At 47.8% G+C, this 22,408-nt stretch carries 23 protein-coding genes and 1 tRNA gene; 6 read left to right on the top strand and 18 right to left on the bottom strand.

Features of this window, described 5'->3' with window-relative positions; all coding sequences use genetic code 11:
- Positions 1-213: 213 nt before the first annotated feature.
- The 14 genes from RCH83_RS06905 to RCH83_RS06840 all read right to left on the bottom strand — a co-directional run bounded on the left by RCH83_RS06905 (position 214) and on the right by RCH83_RS06840 (position 14,588).
- Positions 214-1,209, bottom strand: coding sequence for a flagellin (locus RCH83_RS06905; protein ID WP_306520368.1), 996 nt, complete (start codon positions 1,207-1,209; stop codon positions 214-216).
- 493 nt (positions 1,210-1,702) lie between these two features.
- Positions 1,703-2,932, bottom strand: a complete 1,230-nt coding sequence (gene flgL / locus RCH83_RS06900; RefSeq protein WP_306520367.1) for a flagellar hook-associated protein FlgL — start codon at positions 2,930-2,932, stop codon at positions 1,703-1,705.
- A 2-nt stretch (positions 2,933-2,934) separates the two neighbouring features.
- Positions 2,935-4,920, bottom strand: coding sequence for a flagellar hook-associated protein FlgK (gene flgK / locus RCH83_RS06895; RefSeq protein WP_306520365.1), 1,986 nt, complete (start codon positions 4,918-4,920; stop codon positions 2,935-2,937).
- Between the two features lie 57 nt (positions 4,921-4,977).
- Positions 4,978-6,240, bottom strand: a complete 1,263-nt coding sequence (flgJ, locus tag RCH83_RS06890) for a flagellar assembly peptidoglycan hydrolase FlgJ (protein WP_306520363.1) — start codon at positions 6,238-6,240, stop codon at positions 4,978-4,980.
- 1 nt (position 6,241) lies between these two features.
- Positions 6,242-7,333: a flagellar basal body P-ring protein FlgI gene (locus RCH83_RS06885; protein WP_306520361.1), complete on the bottom strand. Its 1,092-nt coding sequence runs from the start codon at positions 7,331-7,333 to the stop codon at positions 6,242-6,244.
- Between the two features lie 18 nt (positions 7,334-7,351).
- The gene (gene flgH, locus RCH83_RS06880) at positions 7,352-8,029 is read right to left on the bottom strand and encodes a flagellar basal body L-ring protein FlgH (RefSeq protein ID WP_306520359.1); all 678 of its coding nucleotides are present in this window, start codon (positions 8,027-8,029) and stop codon (positions 7,352-7,354) included.
- Positions 8,030-8,042: 13 nt separating this feature from the next.
- Entirely contained in the window at positions 8,043-8,831 is a 789-nt protein-coding gene (gene flgG, locus RCH83_RS06875; RefSeq protein ID WP_306520357.1) for a flagellar basal-body rod protein FlgG, read from the bottom strand.
- A gap of 23 nt (positions 8,832-8,854) precedes the next feature.
- A complete protein-coding gene (gene flgF / locus RCH83_RS06870) occupies positions 8,855-9,601 on the bottom strand; it encodes a flagellar basal-body rod protein FlgF (RefSeq protein WP_306520355.1) in 747 nt (248 codons plus the stop codon).
- 206 nt (positions 9,602-9,807) lie between these two features.
- Positions 9,808-11,124 (bottom strand): flagellar hook protein FlgE, encoded by a 1,317-nt coding sequence (gene flgE / locus RCH83_RS06865; RefSeq protein WP_306520353.1) that lies wholly within the window; start codon positions 11,122-11,124, stop codon positions 9,808-9,810.
- 20 nt (positions 11,125-11,144) lie between these two features.
- Positions 11,145-11,843: a flagellar hook assembly protein FlgD gene (locus RCH83_RS06860; protein ID WP_306520351.1), complete on the bottom strand. Its 699-nt coding sequence runs from the start codon at positions 11,841-11,843 to the stop codon at positions 11,145-11,147.
- Positions 11,844-11,853: 10 nt separating this feature from the next.
- Positions 11,854-12,267 (bottom strand): flagellar basal body rod protein FlgC, encoded by a 414-nt coding sequence (flgC, locus tag RCH83_RS06855; RefSeq protein ID WP_260657657.1) that lies wholly within the window; start codon positions 12,265-12,267, stop codon positions 11,854-11,856.
- A complete protein-coding gene (flgB, locus tag RCH83_RS06850; RefSeq protein WP_306520349.1) occupies positions 12,267-12,668 on the bottom strand; it encodes a flagellar basal body rod protein FlgB in 402 nt (133 codons plus the stop codon). The genes flgC and flgB overlap by 1 nt, the downstream gene beginning before the upstream one ends.
- A 142-nt stretch (positions 12,669-12,810) precedes the next feature.
- Positions 12,811-13,644, bottom strand: a complete 834-nt coding sequence (locus tag RCH83_RS06845; protein WP_306520347.1) for a protein-glutamate O-methyltransferase CheR — start codon at positions 13,642-13,644, stop codon at positions 12,811-12,813.
- 14 nt (positions 13,645-13,658) lie between these two features.
- Entirely contained in the window at positions 13,659-14,588 is a 930-nt protein-coding gene (locus RCH83_RS06840; RefSeq protein ID WP_306520345.1) for a chemotaxis protein, read from the bottom strand.
- Positions 14,589-14,712: 124 nt separating this feature from the next.
- Between RCH83_RS06840 and flgA the strand changes: the two genes are divergently transcribed.
- From flgA to flgN, 3 genes are all read left to right on the top strand, one after another.
- Positions 14,713-15,426 (top strand): flagellar basal body P-ring formation chaperone FlgA, encoded by a 714-nt coding sequence (gene flgA, locus RCH83_RS06835; protein ID WP_306520343.1) that lies wholly within the window; start codon positions 14,713-14,715, stop codon positions 15,424-15,426.
- Between the two features lie 77 nt (positions 15,427-15,503).
- Complete coding sequence (gene flgM / locus RCH83_RS06830) at positions 15,504-15,827, top strand: flagellar biosynthesis anti-sigma factor FlgM (protein ID WP_306520341.1); 324 nt, start codon at positions 15,504-15,506, stop codon at positions 15,825-15,827.
- Positions 15,824-16,255 carry a flagellar protein FlgN gene (flgN, locus tag RCH83_RS06825; protein ID WP_306520339.1) on the top strand — a complete coding sequence of 144 codons (432 nt, stop codon included), beginning with the start codon at positions 15,824-15,826 and terminating at the stop codon, positions 16,253-16,255. The genes flgM and flgN overlap by 4 nt, the downstream gene beginning before the upstream one ends.
- A gap of 78 nt (positions 16,256-16,333) precedes the next feature.
- On the opposite strand, the gene RCH83_RS06820 is transcribed toward flgN, so the two are convergent.
- Complete coding sequence (locus RCH83_RS06820; protein ID WP_306520337.1) at positions 16,334-16,789, bottom strand: LPP20 family lipoprotein; 456 nt, start codon at positions 16,787-16,789, stop codon at positions 16,334-16,336.
- 175 nt (positions 16,790-16,964) lie between these two features.
- Here RCH83_RS06820 and RCH83_RS06815 point away from each other — a divergent pair, with 175 nt between their 5' ends.
- Positions 16,965-18,134, top strand: a complete 1,170-nt coding sequence (locus tag RCH83_RS06815; RefSeq protein WP_306520335.1) for a flagellar assembly protein T N-terminal domain-containing protein — start codon at positions 16,965-16,967, stop codon at positions 18,132-18,134.
- A 142-nt stretch (positions 18,135-18,276) separates the two neighbouring features.
- Positions 18,277-18,351 (top strand) — tRNA-Arg (locus RCH83_RS06810).
- Between the two features lie 298 nt (positions 18,352-18,649).
- Here the strand turns inward: RCH83_RS06810 and RCH83_RS06805 are convergent.
- From RCH83_RS06805 to RCH83_RS06795, 3 genes are read right to left on the bottom strand one after another with little or no spacing between them, the layout of a single operon-like run.
- Positions 18,650-19,486 carry a FlgO family outer membrane protein gene (locus RCH83_RS06805; protein ID WP_306520333.1) on the bottom strand — a complete coding sequence of 279 codons (837 nt, stop codon included), beginning with the start codon at positions 19,484-19,486 and terminating at the stop codon, positions 18,650-18,652.
- A 1-nt stretch (position 19,487) separates the two neighbouring features.
- Positions 19,488-20,237, bottom strand: a complete 750-nt coding sequence (locus RCH83_RS06800; protein WP_306520331.1) for a FlgO family outer membrane protein — start codon at positions 20,235-20,237, stop codon at positions 19,488-19,490.
- Between the two features lie 43 nt (positions 20,238-20,280).
- On the bottom strand, positions 20,281-20,886 hold the full coding sequence (locus tag RCH83_RS06795) for a FlgO family outer membrane protein (protein WP_306520329.1): 606 nt from the start codon (positions 20,884-20,886) through the stop codon (positions 20,281-20,283).
- A gap of 211 nt (positions 20,887-21,097) precedes the next feature.
- On the opposite strand from RCH83_RS06795, the gene yegD reads away from it, so the two are divergent.
- Positions 21,098-22,405, top strand: coding sequence for a molecular chaperone (gene yegD / locus RCH83_RS06790; protein WP_306520327.1), 1,308 nt, complete (start codon positions 21,098-21,100; stop codon positions 22,403-22,405).
- Positions 22,406-22,408: the final 3 nt, after the last annotated feature.

The following is a 22,408-nucleotide window of genomic DNA, read 5'->3' as shown; positions in this document are numbered from 1 at the left end:
CAGGAACACAACCTGGTGTGGTTGCGGCAATCTGATTGATATTCATCTGTCTGCCCTCGCAATAAAACCTGTTGTAAAACACGGGTTACTGATATTCAGTGCCGTTCAACAATCAGGGCGAAACTTGTTATTGCCGAAACAAAAAAGCGCTCTTAACACTACCCCATGTCAAGAGCGCCAACCTCCGCTTAAGCTTCAGGACTAATTAGTTAATTAACCCTGTAACAGACTTAAAGCCGCCTGAGGTCTTTGGTTCGCCTGTGCCAGGATGGTAGACGAAGCCTGTTGCAAAATTTGTGAGCGGGTTAAGGCAGCAGTTTCTGATGCAAAGTCCGCGTCTTTGATCCGTGATTTAGCGCCAGCCAGGTTTTCGCTGATGTTGGCCTGGTTACGAATCGTTGATTGGAACCGGTTTTGCACCGCACCTAATTCCGCACGTTTTTTGTCAACTACCGCTATTAACGAATCCATACCTGCCAGCACCAGCTGAGCGTTCACCTGAGTGGACACGCTGATCCCAGTCTCTGCGAAGATGGCTGAGAATGCCGCATCTGCCAGTGCAAAGGTGCTGTCCATTGCACTTAAAGCTGACAACTTAGATGCATCCAGAATGTCAGTCAGTGCTTTGGCGTTAACGTTACTGGCAATACCGGCAATACCTGACAGGGTAAAACCACCGTTTGCACTTAAGCTGAATGTACTATCACCTGCTGTACCGCCCACTTGTTGCATTGAGAAACCAATGGTTTGCACTGCGTCGGCACCCACCTGGAAGGCTGCTTTATAAGTACCATCTAACAGTTTCTGACCACCAAAAGTGGTATCGCTGGCGACCCGGTTTACTTCACTCATTAAAGAGCGGATTTCTTCCTGAATCGCCAGACGGTCTTCGTCAGTATTCGAACCGTTTGATGCCTGAGACGCCAGGGTACGAACACGTTGGAACATCGAGGTTAATTCGTCCATCGCGCCTTCAGCAGTTTGTGCTAAAGAGATACCATCATTGGCGTTACGGTTACCCTGGTTCAGACCCTGGATTTGTGATTCCAGACGGTCAGAAATTTGTAAACCGGCGGCGTCATCGGCAGCGCTGTTAATCCGCAGACCAGAAGACAAACGTTTGAATGAAGTGTCCAGATTTAAACCAGAGTTCATCATCTGACGTTGAGCATTTAATGAACTGATGTTGCTGTTTACATATAAGGCCATGGTGGTATCTCCTGGTAGCTTAAAGCGTTTAACAAACTGTTTTGTTTGTATTTTTGCCTGATACTTATTTATCGGACGTCAGGAGGGAAACTTTAGAAATTTTTGCAGCTTTTTTAAAAATGGTTTTAAGTGGCTAATTTTCTTCACTTTGGCACAGGCTGTGCATATTATTTAACTGTGATGGGTTTTTGACTGATCACAGATAAAAGCTATATAGCCTCCGCTTATTGCATTTATCAAATACCGGCGCTCTTAACGTTACCCCCAATGGTTAAGAGCGCCCCTTCCCCGCACTGAGTCTTATGGTAAATACAGCGCCTGAAGTGACCTCTGTTATATCGGCCAGCCTGAACAATATCTGAGTCGGTTTTTTGACATTGCAACCGGTAAAACAGCCGGCTGCTTTTTGCCATTACAATACCTGGTGTGCCCAAAACAAAAAAACCAGTCTAAGACTGGTTTTGCTGCTGACATGTTGCCGGATACATAGCAACTAACGGATATAGTCAAATAAGCTCAGCTGCGTCACTTTGGTAAAAGTGCTTTGCACCACCTGCAGTTGTGTTTCCTGTTTGGTCAGTTCCGTAATGCCCTGTACTAAATCAAGTTCATAAATATCAGCACGGTATTCGACATTGGCAATTTTTAAGTCTTCCAGACTACCAGAAATACTGGTGATCAGATTCTGCCGGCCACCCAAAGCAGACACTGTTTCGCCCACTTTTAATGAAGCACGGTCAATCTGTACTGAAGTATCAATTAACACATCTTTGAGCTGATCCGGCGGCAACTGATCAATCAACACTGCATCAATCACATCGGTCAGCGTATTCAGAATGTTACTTTTTGCCGGTGGTTTCAGGCTGAAATCTATCTGGCCAGGGAAGGTACCGGCATGGTCAATTTTTAAACCATTAAAATTAATGGCCTGGCCCGGCAGCACAGTACCGCCAACAGGTGGCACCAATGCCGCACCACTTTGCAAGGTAATGGCATATTGATCAGGAGCTGTGTAACTAACCCGGTAATCATTGTTTGCTGCGTTTACACCGTCATATTTCTGACCATAAAAACCGTCAAAAATCGACTGACTGGCGACCTCAACCACAGCTTTGGTAATACCACCTGCAACGCTGATATTAATTGCTTTGTTACGGGCATCCACAGTTTCAAAAATATTCTTGCCGCTGTCATTGGCCGCAATAGTGACAGAGGTCGAGACCTGTAAAAATTTCTGGCCTTCATCCCCTTTAAAGTCGTAATAACCTGTTGATTCGTTGTATTCGTACGACTGGGTTTTTTCGTTAAAACCGGAGAACAAATAACCGCCATTGGAGTCGCGTTGATTCATTAAATCAAAAATTTCAGCTCTGACATTAGCCAGCTGACCGGCAATGGCCGCTCTTTCAGTTTGTGAGTTCGAGCCGTTGCCTAATGAAATCACCAGCGTTTTGGCTTGCTGAATTGAACTTTGGATACTGCGCAGCACCGTCTCTTCCACGTCCAGGCTGTTCGACAGCATATTGCTGTTCACCTGAAACTGACCAGAACTGTCAATTTGCTGATCAAGGGCGGCAACACGGGCAGCACCTGATGGATCATCAGCAGGCGTCAGAATTTTGGTTTGTTTTTCCAGCTTGGCACTGGCAGTCTGCAGCCGTTCCTGGGCCTTGCCGATGGCCGCAACGTTGATGGCATAAGTCTGATTAAATGAAAGACGCATAATTACCTCGCAGCTTGCAGCAGCGTATCAAAGATAGTTTGTGAAGTTGCAATAATCTTTGCCGCTGCGGCATAACTTTGCTGAAAGCGGATTAAATTTGCCGCTTCTTCATCCAGATTCACGCCTGACACAGATTCGTACCAGGCTTCAGATTGCGCCAGTACAGACTTGGCGGATTCAGAAGCGATACGAATTTGTGAGGTTTTTTGTCCGACAAAACTCACCACATCACCATAAGCTTCAGTGAATGATGAACTGTTATCGGCAGCAGCGCTGGAAACTGCATTTTTTCTGATCAAATCTTTGGTCTGCAACGCAGAAAGCGCCAGACCGTTGCGGTTGTCTTTAAAACCTGAGGTGTTGTAATCAATGGTAAAAGTGTCACCGGGCTTGGGCACCCCAGTGATATTAAAATCAAAACCGTAGGTGCCAAGACCGGCAGCCGCCATCACATTGTTATATAAACCACTTGGCATAGCGCCTGTGGTTCCCAATGAAGTATTGCTGCCGTCGAAAATCTCAAAATCATCAGCGCCCAGATACCGCACGGTAAATGGCCCGCCTGTTAAAGTACCGGAAACAGCAAAAGGCGGTGCTGTGGTGTCAGTGACCTCAATGGTGCCAAAACGGGCATTACCAAGGTTATTCAGCGTAAAATCCCCCCGCACCGGTGACGCAAGCGCCAAATCTTCCGGCCTGGTGGTTGCCAAAGCAATTTCGTTGGCAGCCACACTCAGCGGTTTAAACAAAAACTTATCCCCAGCGGCAAAAGCGCCTGTGCTGGTGTCCATGTTAATTTCAAAGCCATAAGCAACAGTGCCTGTCACCTGAGTGACGGCAGAACCGGCAATTACAGCCCCTCTTTCGTCCAGCGCAGACATGGTGAACTGGTTTGGTGCCACAAACTCAATCAAAAAATCATTCGGTGGGATATTTTTGCCTTCGCCAGGTTCAACAGTAGCCAGCACCTGACCCAAACCGGTGTTTTGCCGGTACGGCATGCCCGAATAAACGCCCAGAGTAAACAGGTCTTTGCCCAGCAAACCATTGCCATCCATACCAAGTTTATTCTGCACATTAAAACTGTCGCCCAAACCAAGGGCGAGCTGGCCAATTTTGTTTAAAGTAGGTTCCAGAATTTGCGAACGGAATTCCAATAAACCACCAATTTTGCCACCCAGTTTATTACTGTCGATTTCTGCGGTGACATTAGTATTAAAATCCAGCTGCATTTTTACAATTTTGCGGCTGATCTCCGGGTCACCATCGGCACTTAATAAATTAAATTTGCCTTGTTCCAATACTACAGATTGGCCTGTTGATAAAAACACCAGCTTTTCACCATTGTCGGCATCCAGCACCTGAATATCGGCAAGTTCGGCCAGTTTGCGAATGGCTTCATCCCGCTTGTCCAGCAAATCCAGCGGCGGTGGGGTGTTGATAGATAAACCATAACCGGCAATTTCTTTATTCAGCTGGGCAATAGAGGTGACCATTGAATTGGCGTCAGACACATAAACCGACAACTGTTCGTTTATATAAGCTTGTTGGTCGCGCAACAAATTAGACTGGGTATTAAATTTATTAATCAGGGTCTGGGCACTGCCAAGCACCAATGAACGGGAAGAATTATTGGCCGGATCATTATTGGCAGTCTGCAGCTGTTTAAATAAATCGGTCATGCCGGTGCCGACACTATTGGCGGTATTGGCAAACAAGGTGTCAACCCGGCCGGCTTCGGCTAAATATTGTTCATAAAAGGCGACATTGGTGGTGTCACGGCGCAATTGTTTCAGTGCAAACTCGTTGACCATCCGGCTGGTGGTGCCACGCCCAACACCAAGACCCAGAATAGAAGATTCATATTCAGTGGACTGACGTACATAACCTTTCGTATTGAGGTTACTGATATTATTTGAGGTTGTGTTCAGCAGACCATTGCTGGCGAGGACACCTGATGTACCTATCGTTAGCAAATTATCTGACATGAAAAAAACTCCTGCTTACACAACGCCAGTCATCTGGACGCGGATTAAATAACAACACTATGATTTATCTAGCAAGTTCCGCACCTCTTTAAAGGCACGTCCTTGTAAAACTGACAATATCTTCTGTGCATAGTTCGGATCTGTTGCATAACCCGCCGCCTGCAACTGACGGAAATAGGCCTGGGTGTCGCCTGCAACATCAAGTGCTGCCTGATATCTTGGATTTGACTGTATTAAATCCACGTAGTCGGACAAACTTTGTTCAGCACTGTCATAAGCACGAAACCTGGCTTTTTCTTTTTGTGCCACACCCTGACGATATTCCAGTGTATCCACCACAGCCACATCACCCTGCCAGTTATTCATGGCTTTAATGCCAAACAAATTATTGCTGCTCTGGCCAGCAGCCGTTTTAAACATACGCTGCCCCCAACCGGTTTCCAGCGCTGCCTGCGCAATTAAAGCCAGTGGCTCAAGACCAAGTTTAGCCGCCGCCTTTTCTGCCGCTGGTAACAGACGTTGAATAAAAGCAGTGGCGTTGTTTTCCGCCTTATTGTCGTCAGAAACATCTGCTGCTTTAGCTGTGGTTAACACTTTTGCTGCAGTCACAGCGGCCTTAAGTTCATGCTTATTGCTTTCGATTGTTATCGGCCTGGCGCCATCAAACTGAAATGCGTTTGGTTGTATCGGATTGACCCTATTCGCCTGAAACACCACCTGCTCCTGCGGTAACTGCTGAATAAAATTACCGGTCTGCAGCGGCGATAGCGCAACTTGCGCTTGCAACGCCTGATGGCCGTCGATTGCCGTTATTGGCGTATCCACGGCAATTTGTTGCAGTTTTGGGGTTTTAGCCTGTAACACTATACGTTCGGGGTCGAGCTGCACAAAACGCGGACCACGCGCTTCGAGCGCGTGCATGGTGTTGTCACCCGGCAACATCAAGGTTTTTTGTTCGGCTAAATCAAAACGGGACGGCGGGCTGATTTGGCTGGCGGCTTTGGTTTTGCTTTTTTCCGGACTTAATTGTTGCACCATTAAATCGGCAAGCCCCAAAGCACCTTTTTTCGACAATTCAGTGGATAACTGGCTGTCGTGCATATCACGGTAAAATTCAGTTGCCTGGCTGTTCAGCGGATTGTCTTCACCAAAACTTTCGTTGGCTTTGCGCATACTGGAGAGCAGCATGCCCATAAACACCGACTCAAACTGCTGAGCAGCTTGTTTTATGGATGTGGTTTCATCCTGTTTTGCCGAAGCCCTGAGTTTATTCAGGCTCGACAAATCATGATAAGACACACTGACATCAGGCGTTGTCATGTTAGATCACCACCAGCTCGCCATGAATAGCACCGGCTTCTTTTAACGCTTCCAGTATGGCCATCAGGTCGCCTGGCGCTGCGCCCACAGCATTGACAGTGCTCACCAGCTCATCAAGCGTGGTGCCGGGGTCAAATTTAAACATCCTTGAACGGTCCGGCCGCACATCAATAATGGTATTAGGCACCACCACAGTTTCGCCTTCAGCCAGAGCATTCGGCTGACTGACAACAGGATTTTCGGCGATAGTCACTGTCATACCACCGTGCGTGACAGCAGCTGGGAACAGCCTTACATCTTTGCCAATCACAATAGTGCCGGTGCGCGAATTAATAATAATTTTTGCTGCATCTGATGCGGGTTCAAAAGTCAGGTTTTCCAGCGTGGCCAGATAGGACACCCGCTGGTCAATATCACGGGGTGCCCGCACCTGCACTGAACGTGCATCCAATGTGCGGGCCGTTTCATCTCCAATAAAACCATTAATGGCAGCAGCCAGATTTTTGGCGGTGGTAAAGTCACCACGATTAAGGTTAAAAGTAATGTAATCACCCTGGGCAAAAGGGCTTTGCACTTCACGCTCAACCATAGCGCCATTTGGAATACGGCCAACTGTAGGCGTGTTGACCACTACCCGCGAACCGTCCGCACCTTCAGCACCTAAACCACTGACCACCAGACTGCCCTGTGCGACCGCATATATTTGTCCGTCCAGACCCTTTAAAAAGGTTTGTAATAAAGTGCCACCACGCAGGCCTTTCGAACTGCCAACGGATGACACCGTGACATCAATGGCCTGACCCGGTTTGGCAAAGGCAGGCAGTTCAGCATGCACAGCCACTGCAGCAACGTTTTTGATTTGTGATTTCATCCCGGCCGGCAAATTAATGCCAAAATTGGTCAGCATGGTTTTAAAACTTTGTTCGGTAAAAGGGCTTTGTTCACCTGTGCCCGGTAAACCAACCACCAAACCATAACCCACCAGTTGGTTGGAGCGCACTCCTTCCACTGTCGCCACATCTTTTACCCTGGCCGCCTGACAGTGCAGACTGACCAGACTAAGGGTTAATAATACACAGGCCGTTATTTTCATAAGTTGCCTCAATCAGGTTCAGAATGGCCACAGCGCTGATGCAAAAAACCGGCTTAACCAGCCAGGTCCCTGGCCACCGTGTGCTGCACCTGTGCCACTATATTCAATGCGGGCATTGGCGATTTTGCTCGACTCCACTGTATTACGGGCATCAATATCTTCAGGGCGAATCACCCCTGTTAAACGAATGTATTCTTTACCGGTATTAAGCGTGAGCCACTTTTCTCCACGGATCACCAGGTTACCGTTGGCCATCACCCTGAGCACATTCACCGAAATATCACCTGTTAAGCTGTTGCTCTGATCGGCCTTGGAATCACCTTTAAAATCTGTGCTCGAGTTCATACCCAGTTGCAACACATTGCCGGCAGCACTGATATTGCGCCCGCCAAGACCAACCATAGGTTCGATATTGTTGCTGCTGTCTTTACCAAATTCGGTTTTGGCTTTTTTCGACGCCTGAGTATTTTCTCTCAGTACCACAGTAATAATGTCGCCTTCTCTTCTGGCTTTATTGTCAGAATACAAACCGTTCGACAAACCTGACGCAAATAAAGAACCGGTTTGCACCACAGGCGCGGCCGCTGGCTCTGGTGGCAGCGGTGCAAAAGCCGGATCGTCCGGCATGGCTTCAGGTTCGTAACTGGCACAACCAGAAATCAAACACAGCGCCAGCAAAGCAATTCCAATACGCATCACAACCTCCTGCTTACAGCTGCTGAATAGCAAAGCTCAGCATCTGATCCACTGCTGAAATCACTTTGGAGTTCATTTCGTAAACACGCTGACTTTCAATCAGCCCCACCAGCTCTTCGGTCACGTTGACGTTGGAGGACTCCAGCGCGCCTTGTACTATGTAGCCAATACCTTCAAGACCAGGTACACCCTGAACCGGGTCGCCGCTGGCGCCGGTCTGACGGAATAAGTTCTGGCCTATAGGCTCAAGGCCTGCCGGATTAATAAAGTTAGTCACCACCAACTGACCCAGCACAGCATTTTCTGCCTGACCCGGAATTTTTACCGACACTTCACCATCCTGGGAAATATTGATATCAGTGGCTTCCGGCGGAATAGTGATAGTGGGTTGAATTTGATAACCAGCGCCAGAAGTGACTAAATTGCCTTCACTGTCGGTGGTGAACTGACCGTTGCGGCTGTACGAAATACTGCCGTCCGGCATCAGAATTTCGAAAAAGCCCGAACCCTGGATCATCACATCCAACGCATTGTCGGTGGTCATATGGTTACCCTGGGTAAAGTTTTTCTGGGTAGCCACCACTTTGGTACCTGCGCCCAGCATCAAACCATTTGGCAGTTCTGAGTTCTGCGACGAACGGCCGCCCGGCTGATTGACGTTTTGATAAAGTAAATCTTCAAACACAGCGCGGCTCTTTTTGTAACCGACAGTGCTGGCGTTGGCCAGATTGTTTGAAATCACCGAAATATCACGCTGTTTGGCGTCTAAACCTGTTTTGCTGATCCAAAGTGCTGGATGCATGGTGTCCTCCTGAGCTTAAAGCTCTAGATTATGCGTAAAACCTGATTGTGCTGGCGATCCATCTCTTCAGCCGTTTTCATCATCTTGACTTGTAATTCATATTGCCGTTGCAGGCTGATGAGATAGGTCATCTCCCCCACTGCATTCACGTTGCTGCCCTCAAGGGCGCCTGACAACAAACTGACTGTTGGGTCTACTTCGGCCACAGCACCGTCTTTACGGCGGAATAAACCGTCATTGCCCTTAAACACATCCGGATTTTCCGGTTTCACCAGTTTGATACGACCCACCTCGGCTATCGCATTGGCAGGCGCGCCCTGCGGCAACACCTGAATACCGCCGTCGGCCGATATATCAATTTTGGCCAGTGGCACCGGCAACTGCAGAGGCTCACCACCTTCTCCCAGCACCGGCAGACCGGATGCGGTTTGCAACATGCCATCGGCGCTGATTTTCAGATTGCCTGCTCTGGTATAAGCTTCATTACCATCGGCATCCTGCACGGCAAACCAGCCATCCCCCTGGATCGCAACATCCAATTCGTTTTCTGTGATCTTTAGTTCACCAGCGTCAAAATTCTGACTTGGCATTTCAGTCATGGCAAAAACACGGCTTGGCAGACCATCACCAAATGCCTGCATTGACCGCGCCTGCTCCAGATCAGCTTTAAAACCTGTGGTATTGGCGTTTGCCAGATTATTTGCCCGCACACCCAGTGCGTTCATATTCTCTTTGGCTCCGCTCATCGCGATATACAGCAAATGGTCCATAACCCTGCTCCGTGATTTAAGAGTCGCGGCTTTAACAGCCTGTGATACAGGACTAAAGCAAAGATGATGCCATGATGATTAAATCACCGGATAAAGCCATGGCACTGTTTTTGTGCTCTGCCTGAAACTACTGTTGCTGCTGGCAGCCCGATAAATTTCAGCCATAAAAAAACCACCCGAAGGTGGTTTTTATGCGATTGAGCCTGTTATCGGATCTGCAACACTGTCTGCTGCAAGGTACTGTTCACTTCAAGTGCCCTGGAGTTAGCCTGGAAGTTACGCTGAGCAGAAATTAAATCGACCAGCTCATTGGTGAGGTTCACGTTGGAGTTTTCCAGCGCCGACGAATTAATGGCGCCCAGGGTTCCGCTGTTTGCTTCACCGGCCAGGGGTTCACCGGAACGCAGACTGGTTTTCCAGGCCGTATTACCGGTTTGGGTTAAACCTTGCGGGTTGGCAAATTTCACCATGGCAATTTGTGACAAATAAGTCTGGTCGCCGTTACTGTAACTGGCCATCACTTTACCTGAAGCATCAATATCGATACTGGTTAAGCGACCCACAGTAGTACCATCCTGACTTAATGAACCCACTTCAAATTTGGACGCATATTGGGTTGGCAATCTTGTAGCAGCCTGATCGGTAAAGTTCACCGTCAGCGGACCGGTAAACTGAGCACCGTTTTGCAAATAAGTCGGTGTATTTAACACCGCCTGTGGGATCACCAGATCCGGCAAGGACGCTGTGATAGGCAATGTAGGCACACCGTTGGCGTCAAAATCCAGCACCACAGGACCAAAAGGCTGACCCGCAGCTGTTTTGTCGTCAAATACCGCAAACACTTCCCAATCATTGTCAGTGGCAGGGTCTGTTCTACGGAAATAAAACGACAGAATATGAGGTTCACCCAAGCTGTCATAAACAGTGGTTGAGGTACCGGCTGTTGAGTTGTAAGTCGTTTTATCCAGCGGATCAAAAGCTGCAAAACCACCGGCAGGCGCCACATCTTTTGAGTTCAGGTTCATCGTCAGATACACATTTGATGTGGAACGTGGAGCACCTGCTGTGCTTGGTATCTGAATGGGTTTGGTGGTGCTTAAGCTGATGGAGCTGACGGCACCATTGCTTGGATCAACCGGATAACCCTGCAAATAATTGCCGTTGTTATCCACAATAAAGTTCTCTTTTGACAACTTAAAAGCACCGGCACGGGTATAAGACATATCCCGGTCAGCCAAACCCGGTGTCATGGCAAAAAAACCATCGCCGGTAATAGCCAGGTCCAACGAGTTATTGGTGAACTTCAATGCACCCTGACTAAACTGTTGTGCCACCATCGAGGTTGACACACCATCACCCACTTTGGTGCGGTTCGATGAAAAAATGGAACCAGCATAAACGTCAGCAAATTCAGCACGGGATTCTTTAAAACCTGTGGTATTAACGTTGGCTATGTTGTTTGCCGTAGTATCCAAGTCTTTCTGAGCGGCTGCCAGACCACTTAATGCAATATTAAAACTCATAGTTCACCTCGTTGACGGAGTTAACCCGCTGCAATTTCTAAAATATCTGCCAGTTTTTTCGCACCTAAACCAAACAGATTTAATGTCATGTCACCTGTACCTTTGCCAAGCGTCACGCTGGTTACCGGTACATAAGAAGAAGTGGGTAATGCTTCGGTCTTGCCATTCACAGTGGCTTCAACTTTGACGGTATAGATGCCTTTGGGCAATGTAGTACCGGCGTCATTGTTACCATCCCAGGCAAAATCGAATTTACCGCTGGCCGGGCTTTCCGCCGGCTCAGAACGCACCAGTTCACCCGCTGCGTTATAAATTTTCACCGTCAATAAACTGGTGTTAGCCGGCACTTCGGTCGATCCAACCGTCATATTAGTGCCGTCAAAAGGCAGTTGATCTGAGCTCACCCTAACGGTGCGACCAACCAGACTGGATGCCTGCAGCGCCTGATTCGAATCCATACTGCTGGCAAAATCTTTAAAGTTGGTATTGAGCGAGCTGATACCATCGGCCATGGTGAAATTGGTCATCTGAGCGATCATCTGATCATTTTCAACAGGTTTGGTCGGATCCTGAAATGCCAGTTGTTGTGTTAACAACGCAAAAAAGTCGGCCTGGGTTAATGCCCCGGCTTTTTCAGCATCCGTTTTGTCTTTGGTCGCATTGGCACCTTTGAGACTATCCAGATAACTGTTGCTGGTATTGTTACTGACCGTTGTCATTGCTTACTCCTTAGCGCTGACCAAGTGTCAGGGTGCGACTCAGCATTTGTTTAGCTGCGTCGGCTATCTGCACATTGGCGTCGTATGAACGACTGGCGGAAATCATGTTGGCCATCTCTTCAATCACATTGACATTAGGCTTGTAGATAAAACCGTTTTCATCCGCCATTGGATGGCTTGGATTGTATTCAGTAGTCAATGGCGCATCACTTTCAACAATACCCATCACTTTGACACCAGCACCCTGCTGTTCCTGTGCCCGGTCTAATTCGGCAGCAAACACCGGATGACGACCTCTATAGGTCTGATCGATGCTACTACTGACCGTATTGGCATTGGCAATGTTACTGGCAGTGGTATTCAGCCGCAGCGCCTGCGCCGTTAAACCTGAACCTGCAATATCAAACACCCGATATAAACTCATTAGGATTGACCTCCACCTAAGGCTTTTTTCAAACCACTGATTTTTCCATTCAGAAAGTTCAGTGACGCCTGATATTCCATACTGTTCTGGCTGAACGCATTACGCTCGCGGTGAATATCAACACTGTTGCCGTCACCGGTATCGGTTTGTTCAACATTGCGAAACTTCACTTCATGACGCATATCACTGGAAATCACAAAATGTTTTTCATGAGTGCGGCTGACTGAAGCGCTCTGGTGCGACCGGGCATTGGCTAATGCCGTCTGAAAATCCAGATCCTTGGCTTTAAATCCCGGGGTATCAGCGTTGGCGATGTTATCGGCCAATATTGCTGAGCGCTTCTCTCTGAGTAACATCCCTTCTGGATGAAGACCAAAGGCTTTGTCGAAACTGATTGCCATGTTGCTGCACTCTATTCTGTGAATGACAGAATTTCTTTAGCAAAACTCAGGCCAGAAATTTAAATTGGTGGTGTAAAGTAGTGAAATAAGCGGGGTTCAGCGAATGGTCATAAGACCGGCATCTAGCGGCATGCACCAGATTTTAGTTTTTGCGGCGATAAATAATGCCGGGATTACAACGCAACATTTCAAAATCAGTATTCACACTCGACAAAGACTCAGAGGCACCCAAAAACAGATAACCCCTTGGATTCAATGACTGCGCAAACTGGCGAATAATCTTGGCTTTGACTTCAGGAGAGAAATAAATCAACACGTTACGACAAAAAATTATGTCGAACTTCCCCAACAAGGTATAACTGTCGAGTAAATTCAGATGGCGAAATGACACATTTTTCCGGGCGGCATCCCGCACCCGCATCATGCCATTCCCACTGTCTTCAAAAAACTTGCTGCGCCGCTCGGGAGACAAACCTCTGGACAACGCCAGGCCATCATACTCAGCACGCTGACAATGCTCCAGCATGGCATTGGAGATGTCTGTGCCCAGAATATGCACACCCAGGCTGAAGGCCGAAGGCCGCTGCGCCTGATATTCAAGGGCTGTCATCGCAATAGAATAAGGCTCCTGACCGGAAGAACTGGCCGCTGACCAAATTTTGACGGTGCGGTGATCCTTTTCCAGTTCAGGAAAAATTTGTTTTTTCAGGAGTTCATACGGATAGGTATCGCGAAACCATAAAGTTTCGTTGGTGGTCATGGCATCAATCACAGCGGAACGAAGTTGCCGCTCAAAAGGGCTCAGCGTTTTACTGACCAGTTCAGATAAAGTGGCCAGATTAAAACGTTGCATTAAAGGACCAAGCCGGCTTTTGACCAGATACTGTTTATTGTCGCCCAGCACTATGCCGCACTGCTGTTCAAGGAAATCCCGGAACAACTTGTACTCACTGTCATGCAGCTCTTTATTCGCCACTGCGATGCCACCTATCAATCAGTATGTAACCACTTGCGCACCGACTCACCAAGTTCATCAGGATTAAACTTGGCGATAAAGTCATCTGCACCAACTTTTTGTACCATTTGCTGATTAAACACACCACTTAACGAAGTGTGTAGGATCACATGCAATTTTTTCAGTTTTTGATCAAGGCGGATTTCTGCCGTCAGGGTATAACCATCCATTTCCGGCATTTCGATATCGGAGATTAACAAACCGATTTTTTCGGTGATCGACTCTTCACAAGTAGCGGCAACTTCCTGCAGGTAGGTTAAAGCTTCACGGCCGTTTTTCACCAGATGCATAGTGACACCCAAGCCTTCCAGCGCTCTTTTAACCTGATTACGGGCCACTGCGGAGTCGTCGGCAATCAGAATAGTTCTGTCACCCAAATCAGCCATGATAGATTCAGTTTCTACAGCTGCAGTAATAGTGGTGGGTGATGGCGAAATTTCTTCGAGGATTTTTTCTACATCGATAATTTCGACCAGTTCTTTGTCAATTTCTGTCACTGCGGTGAGGTAACTTTGACGTCCGCCTGTGCCTTTTGGCGGCGGCATAATAGATTCCCAGTTGATATTGATAATACGTTCAACTGAGTTCACTAAAAAACCCTGCACTGATCTATTGTATTCGGCGATGATAATAAAACTGTCTTTAAGGTTTTCAATAGGACGGCCACCTGTTGCCAGGCTTAAATCAATCACTGAAATGGTCTGGCCGCGGATATGGGCGATACCACGGACAAATTTATTACGTTTGGGAATGGCTGTCAGTGGCGGGCACTGCAAAACTTCCCTCACTTTAAAAACGTTAATACCAAAACGCTGCCGACCCGCTAACCGGAACAACAACAACTCCAGCCGGTTTTGCCCAACCAACTGGGTGCGCTGGTTAACAGAATCAAGAATACCCGCCATGTGAGACTCCCAGAAAATTTCAGGATCGATTCTTGCAGCGGAGGAAAGACTGCGGCAAGTCACTGAAAAATTGACATACTTGGTATGTTATAGCCCTTTGCCGATAAAGCATAGCTGAAACATTATGAAAATGTACGATAAATTTTTGCCCCTGACTGTCGCCAAATTGCTGTTGTCAGTACTGTTTTTACATTGCAGTTACAGTGCCTCTGCTGCGTCTTACAGCATGGCTGAATTGTCCGCTCAGGCTTCTGCCTGGTTGCAACAACAACTGCAACAAATGGAACAGAGCCAGCTGCAGGCACAACTTTATCCGCTGGATACACGTCTTGCCGACAAAAGTTGTGACAGCCAACCCGAATTCAGTCTGGTGACGCCAAAACTTCAGCGTCAAAATACTGTCAGAATCCACTGTCCTGACCACAACGGCTGGCAGCTGTTTGTGCCGCTGCGGATGCGCCAGATGCTAAGCGCGGTCGTCAGTAATCAAAAAATACCGGCGGGCAGTTATTTAACTGCAGAAATGCTTAAAACGGCCGATATTGATGTCATACAAAGCAGGGACCAGCTGGTTGCAGATCCACAACAGGTATTAGGCGCCAGAACTAAAAAAGCGCTGAATGCCGGACAAATGTTGACACAGTCTGATCTTTGTCTTGTATGTAAGGGCGATATTGTTACAATTGAAGGTATTTCCAGCACACTCTCGGTCAGCACTCAGGCAACAGCGTTGCAGGATGGCAGTTTTGGCGACACTGTGCGGTTGCAAAACATTCAATCACAACGAATTATCAGTGCTGTTGTTACGGCGGTCAAAAAAGCCGAAATAAAGTTGTAAAAAGTTCTAAAGTTTTTGTGCCGGCGGCCGTTAAAGAGTTTAAGGAATAGGCCAAAGGGTCTGATGAGGGGTGAATTATGGCGATTAATGTCAATCAAGGTGTGCAGAACGCCACCACAGTGAAAACTGACAAAGTTGATCAAAGCATTCAGAAACAACAAGTTGCACAGCAACAAGTGAATATGAGTGCGCCAGCACAAAAGCAGGATTCGGTGTCTCTGACTACTCAGGCGCAGCAGTTTACCAAAGCGCAGGAGAAAGCGAGCAACAGTTCTGGCATCGATCAGGAAAAGGTCGATAAAATTAAACAAGCCATTGCTGAAGGCAGATACAAAATTAATGTGGAAGCACTGGCCAGACGGATCATGCAGTTCGAAGGCGAACTGTTCGACAAAAAATGATTGAACCGGCCCTCATCCTTCCTTTGTTCGAAAAACAACAAGAGCACCTTATGGTGCTTTTGGCGTTATTAAAATCTGAGTTGGCCGCTATTGCCAGCCGTAATGTCGAAGAGCTTGATAAGTGTTGTGCAGTTAAACTGGAATGCTTAGAACAAATTCAGCAACTTGACGCCCAAATTGCCGCAATTCCCAACTTAACTGAACTGAAAACCCAGCCCTGGTTTGTTGAAAAACTGCAGGCTATTGACGATGTGCTGCAGCAGTGCAAAGAACAAAACGAAATTAACAGCCTGACATTGCAACAAAGCCAGTTAATAGTGGAACGCTTTAAACATGAATTATTGCAAAACCGTGGCAAATCCGGCCTGACTTATACGGCCAAAGGCAAACCTGCGGTCGACAACAAAGGCAGTGGTATTAAGGCCTGAATTGAATGGTTTTACTCAATAAAAACAGCGGCTCATGGCCGCTGTTTTTATTTGGTTTTTTGGTGTTCAGCCATCTGGTTAATAATATTTCACTGACTTCACCCGCCGAACCGGCTGGGCATTTTGGTACAGGTCATACACTTGCCTGAAATCCAGTTCCATTTCAGTGACATAAAACTGCCCTACCGGGTAAGTTTTCACCACTCTGGCGCCACGGATCACGCCTTGTAATGAAGCTCGCAGCTGTTCATTACCAAGCAGCGCCTGCCCCATCGTCACTTTGTAATCTACTTTTTGGCCATATACCTGTTCCGCCAGCTCTTTATAAGCTTCCAGCTTGGAAGCTTTCATCGCCATCAGCATCCGTTCTTCTTCGCTGTTGGCTTTTTGTTCTGTTAAAGGTGCATAACCCACAGCTTTGATCAGCGGAAAATTATCCGGTGGCACAGATTCCCATTGCACTTCTTTATCCATAAACAAACTACAACCTGAAAGTGCCAGGCTGGCTAACAATGGCAGCAAAAATTTGTTCATTATTCACCTTCTGTCGTTTGGCACAGCCAGTGGCAAAGTTTGATGGCGCCTGACTGATACCCTTGTGGAAACCTTATTCAACAGAAACCTTGCAGAATTCAAGCCATAATTATGTTTCCAACAGAGCAGGCACGTTAATTGCTTTGACCTTGTATCAAGAGGTGGAGAACACAATATGCAAAAGTTAGCAGCTGCCATGTTGCTGATCCTGGCAGGACAGGCGCAGGCCGAGTGGTATGAAACCACGGGTCAGGCGGCTATTCGTAACGGCGATCAGGCCGCAGCAAGGGCTCAGGCCACTGAAGATGCGGTTAAACGGGCTTTATTGTTTGCCGGCGTGTCAGTGCGCAGTGTACAGCAAGTCACTGACGGTCTTTTGACACAAGACAGTATGCAGCTTAAAAGCCACGGTGAAGTACAGCAGGTGCATCTGGTATCGGAGCGCGCAACAAACGGTACTTTTGAAGTGACTATCAGAGCCGACATAGTGCCGGGTGAAGCCGCCTGCCCTAATGTTGCTTATAAAAAGAAGCTACTCATAGCTCCTTTTAAACTAAAAGTGCCTGAACAAGCCGTAATTGGCGACCTGTTTGAACTGGGTAAAGTCAGCAGTGAACTTTTTAACGACAAACTGACGGAGCTCAGCCAAAGCAGCTGGACCCAAACTCTGCCTGCCCCGCTGGATGTGGGTCGCTTAAGCTACAACGAACGTAAAGCGATAGCGCGGCAATATGGTGCCCGTTATGTGCTGAGCGCTACGCTCAACGATGTGTCTTTGGGCGAAAGCAGCGGCACCAACTGGCAGTTCTGGACTGACAAAGATCGCGAACGTTTTTACCATCTGCAATTATCGGTGTTTGATTTAGCAGAAGCCCGTCTGGTACTGCAGCAAAAATATCAGACGTCGGCTATTTGGCGGGTGCGTAAAACCACAGCTTTGGACCCGCAATACCATCGTTTTTGGCAAAGCAGTTATGGTCAGGCAGCCGAGCGCGTGCTGGACGCCGCAGTGTTGGATGTAGAAGAAGCCATTCGTTGTGAGCCTGTAGTCGCAGAGCTGTTACAGGTGCGGGACAATCAGGTTTTGCTCAACCTTGGCAGTGCACATGGGGTACAAATCGGTGATACTTTCACTTTGGTGCATCGGCGGGAACTGAATGACAACTTTGGTCAAACCCAGCCTTTGTTGGCAGTGACCAATATGACAGTCAAAATTACACAACTGAGTCACGAAGCAGCTTGGGCACAAAGTGTGGATGGTCAACTGCTGGCCAATGTGCAAGTCGGTGATTTAGCCCAGGCCGCTAAAACTGTGGTCAAGGATGAATGGGTAGAACAAGAATAACAGCAGCATTTTTAACTCAGCTGTTTGATTATCAAACAAATACCGCAAATAAATCAGCCATCAATTGACAAAAGGCCACATTTTTAGCAGCATGTGGCGCCTTTGTGTTGTTGCCTCTTTTCAGCACAAAGCAGAAACAAATGGCCCCATAGTTAAATGGATATAACGGCCCCCTCCTAAGGGGCAGTTACAGGTTCGATTCCTGTTGGGGCCGCCATTTGGCAAATGGCAGCAATCTCCACTCTTTATTTCCCCGATAGAACATTTTACTGAAATAGCCTTTTCCTGAAATAATCTGAGCACCAAAAGGTCCGCTGCATAAACTGCTACAGCCAAAGTCCAACAGCAAAAATCACCCAAGCAAAATGGGAGGTATCCTTGCTGATCCGGGGGCTTTGCATGAGACCCAATAAAAAAACCAATAAAAAACGGCAGCGCTAAGCTGCCGTTTTGTCGTTTTTATCTATGCCGCGGAACAGTTTTTTGGCTTTTTTACCAAAACTACCGCCACGCTTTTAAGGCTGAATTTGTTGTAACACCAGATGTGGCACCATGGTGCTGGCAGCTGCTATCACTTTATGGCCTTGTACCGACACTATTCTGCTATTGATCTGAATACCACGGCGTGTTGCCACCAAGGTTCCCGTCATCACATAGTCCATGCCCACTTCTTCTTGCAGTTCACGCACATCCCGCGACAAGGCAATATCCCCTCTTGGGCTGACATCAATATCGCGGGTGAGTTTATATTCAATCACATCAACACCGTATTGAGGTAGCAAGGTCACCATAGCTTCGGCAAACTGATTACCCAATGCCGTGGTTTGCTGCAGGCTGTCATCAAACTCGACAAAGCTGGTAACTCCCACTTTGGCCCCTTTTAATTCGTCAAAACCGGCCAGTTTAAAAGCCATTTGAGCGGCATAATCGGTGAGTTGTTTACGGCTTTGTGGCAAATCCGGATAAACCGACATTACCGCCATATGCGCACTGTTGTCTTGCTGAAAAGCAGCCTGCTGCTCTGAAGGTAAAGATTTGCGTTGTAAACCTGGTTTGCTGACCACCGGCCAGATAGGTTTGGCGCCTGGCTCTGCCATCAGCTTATCCAGCTGAGAGACTGTTTGCACTGACTGCACCGGTGGCGCTTCGGCCATGGCTCTGTCTTCAATCACAGTGCCATCAGTTGCAACGCTGCTGGCAACTTGTTGCTCCTGCTGCATTTGTTCCGACAACGACGGCTCTGTGCTATGGCTAACATCTTTGTTGCTGTCGGCTTTGGTACTCTGACAATCACACCACTGACTACAGCTACTTAGCTGCAGCAGCAATACCAGCAGGGTTAATTTACGCATCTTATTCACCCTGCTTTAAATAAAGTTTGCCTTGTGCCGATGAAGGCTGCACACCGTTGGCTACATTTTGCGGAATAAAACCCTGCGCTGTTGCCAGTACTTTTTTACTGGCAACAGAAACGATGCGGGCATTCACTAAAGTACCGCCCTGATGTGCCACTAAAGTGCCACCCAGCACAAATTCAATCGGCTGCTCTTCACGCAGTTCCATAAAATCACGGCTGAACACAAAATCACCTTTGGGGGTGACGCGGATAAAATCTGTGGTCTTAAAGTCGACTACAGCTAAACCAAACTGATGAATTTCATGCATAAAACCTTCAGACAGCTGATTGCCCAACAAGTCGGCCTGATCATAAGCAGCATCCAGATAAACAAAACTGGTGACACCAATAATCATGCCGTCTTTGACTAAATCTAAATTCGCCACTAAATCATGCATCATGCCCTGAATATAATGATTGATTGTCACCTGCGACTGCGGCAAATAAGTCGGCTGCATTTTTTGGGCAGCCATGCGGGTGGCCTGATAAGAAGCACCGTCGTACAAAGCCGGTGTAACATATAAAGGAGAGTTACCAGCGCCTGTTGGCACCACAGGCAGCGTGGCCGTGGTTTTTAATTTCATTTCCGAAAGCGCTTTGTCTTCGGCCTGATGCTGCGCGTCTACCGCTTTGTTCCACTTATCAACTGAAGCACAGGCGGTTAACCCCAGGCACAGCGTTAACATCATAAATTTAGCCGTCATCATTATTATCCCCATTTCGCCCCATCTGCCTTGTGGTTATCCGGATTTATTGGCTGTTGCGATATAACATTTGCTGGCGCAACTGCACTTGTTCTGCACTGCCGAGTACCGAACTTGGCACTAAGTCAGAAGCAGCTGCAATCACGGTATTATTCTGGATATCGACCAGACGGGCATTTACTGTAGTGTAATTTTCAGATTGATTCAGGGTGCCGGCAATGACATAACGCACCGACTGCTGCATGGCAAGTTCGCTGATGTCACGGCTTAAAATACGTTCATGGTCAGCGTACACTTTGACCGAAGCGGCTAAACGCAGCTCTTTCACCTGATAACCTAACTGGCTGGCCACAGTCAGCATACTTTCCTGCAACTGCAAACCGAGTAAATTCAGCGACAAATTATAAGGATCCGGCGCCAGAGATTTGACGTCGGTAAAGCTCACCACCGCAATAGCACCTGGTGTTATTGGTTTTAAATCCTGAAACAGCCGGTCGGCAATACGCTCAGTGTAATAAAGCAGCGGCGTGACGGCAGTTTCTGGCTGCAGCACGGCAGTTTGCTGCCGCTCCAAAGGTTTTTCCGGCAACTGCACACAAGAGGCCAGCAGCAATGCTGTTGCAGCCCACAAGGCTGTTTTGGTTGTTTTCATTTGTGTTTCACCTTTGATGGGATGCATTTAGGCCAGCTTTATTATTGCACTAACCTTCACCCCGGCTTCGATATTGGCAAATTTTGCAAAATCAGTGCCAGCATTGTGCTGACGGCCAAAGGCGCTGTCGTTATACTGTGCGGCTTTTTTGCTGTGCTGTTGGCTGAGCTGATTGATTGCAGCTGGCAACGTCTATTTTCAGGATTTTTTCATGTCACCTTGTTATACCGGAATTGATTTTGGCACTTCAAACTGTACTGCCGGTTGGTTAAACAACAACGAGCCGGTACTGGCGCCGCTGGACGGTCAAAGCCCTTATTTAAGCTCGGCGCTTTATATTGAAAAAAACCGCAGCGACGACCACGACGAAGACGAGCCTTATATCAACGAAAGTTTAAGCCGTTTGTTGCAACAAGAACCCACGGTGCACCTGGGCCAGAGTGCCCACGCCAGATACAGCGCCAATCCGCTGGCTGGGGTTTTTATCCGCTCGCCTAAATCTATGCTCGGCTCCAGATTAACTCCGGCTCAAAGCCAGATTTACCGCCAAATCAGCACTTTGCTGCTTAAAGACATTAAACAAAAAGCCGAAACTGCGCGTGGCGCTGAACTGCCTTATGCCGTGCTGGGCCGGCCTGTGCATTTTCAGGGGATAGACGGTGCCTTGGGCGACGACAGAGCTGAAGCTATTTTGCGCTCGGCGGCCAAAGACGTGGGTTTTCAGGAAATTCAATTTGCTTATGAACCCGTGGCCGCTGCCGTTGAATACGAGCGCAGCTTAACTCAAGAGCAACTGGTGCTGGTGGTGGATATTGGTGGTGGTACCAGCGATATCAGTTTGATTCGCCTCGGCCCCAAGCTGGCCGCGCAGACCGACCGCAGCAACGACTTATTGGGTCATGCCGGTCGCCGTATTGGTGGTGTGGATATGGATATTAAACTGGCGATTTACAGCTTAATGCCACTGCTTGGCCGCGGCAGTCAGGCCAATACCGGCCGGCCGTTGCCGAATGCCCTGTTTAGTGATGCAGTCAATATTATTGATATTCAGGCGCAGGAAAATTTTTACCGCGAACAAAGTGCCGCTGAAATTCAGAGTTTAATTAAGCTCGCGACAGAACCACACAAAGTCAGCCGTTTACTGAAACTCTATCAGCAGCATTTAAGTTATTACCTGGTGCAAAAAGCCGAACAAGCCAAAATAGCCCTGGCCGACCAGGATAAAGTGCTGGTGGAACTCAATCGCCTGGAAGCTGAACTTACGCAACACATCGACCTGTTGATGTTGGATCAGGCCATTTATATTGAACTGAACGGCATTAAAAAGCTGATAGAACATAGCCTTGCCAGCGCAGCAGCCAAACCTGATGTGATTTTTTTAACCGGCGGCGCTTCAGCGGCCAAAGGTGTCATTAAACTGCTACAACAACTGCTGCCCGATGTGCCACTGGTGCATGGTGACCGCTTTGGCTCTGTTGGTAAAGGTTTATGCACTATTGCCGCGAGGCATTTTGCTTAAGCA

This window comes from Rheinheimera sp., from assembly GCF_030824435.1.
GTDB lineage: Bacteria > Pseudomonadota > Gammaproteobacteria > Enterobacterales > Alteromonadaceae > Pararheinheimera.
Note: the sequence above shows the minus strand (reverse complement) of the source record. Positions and strands in the feature narration are given on the sequence as shown.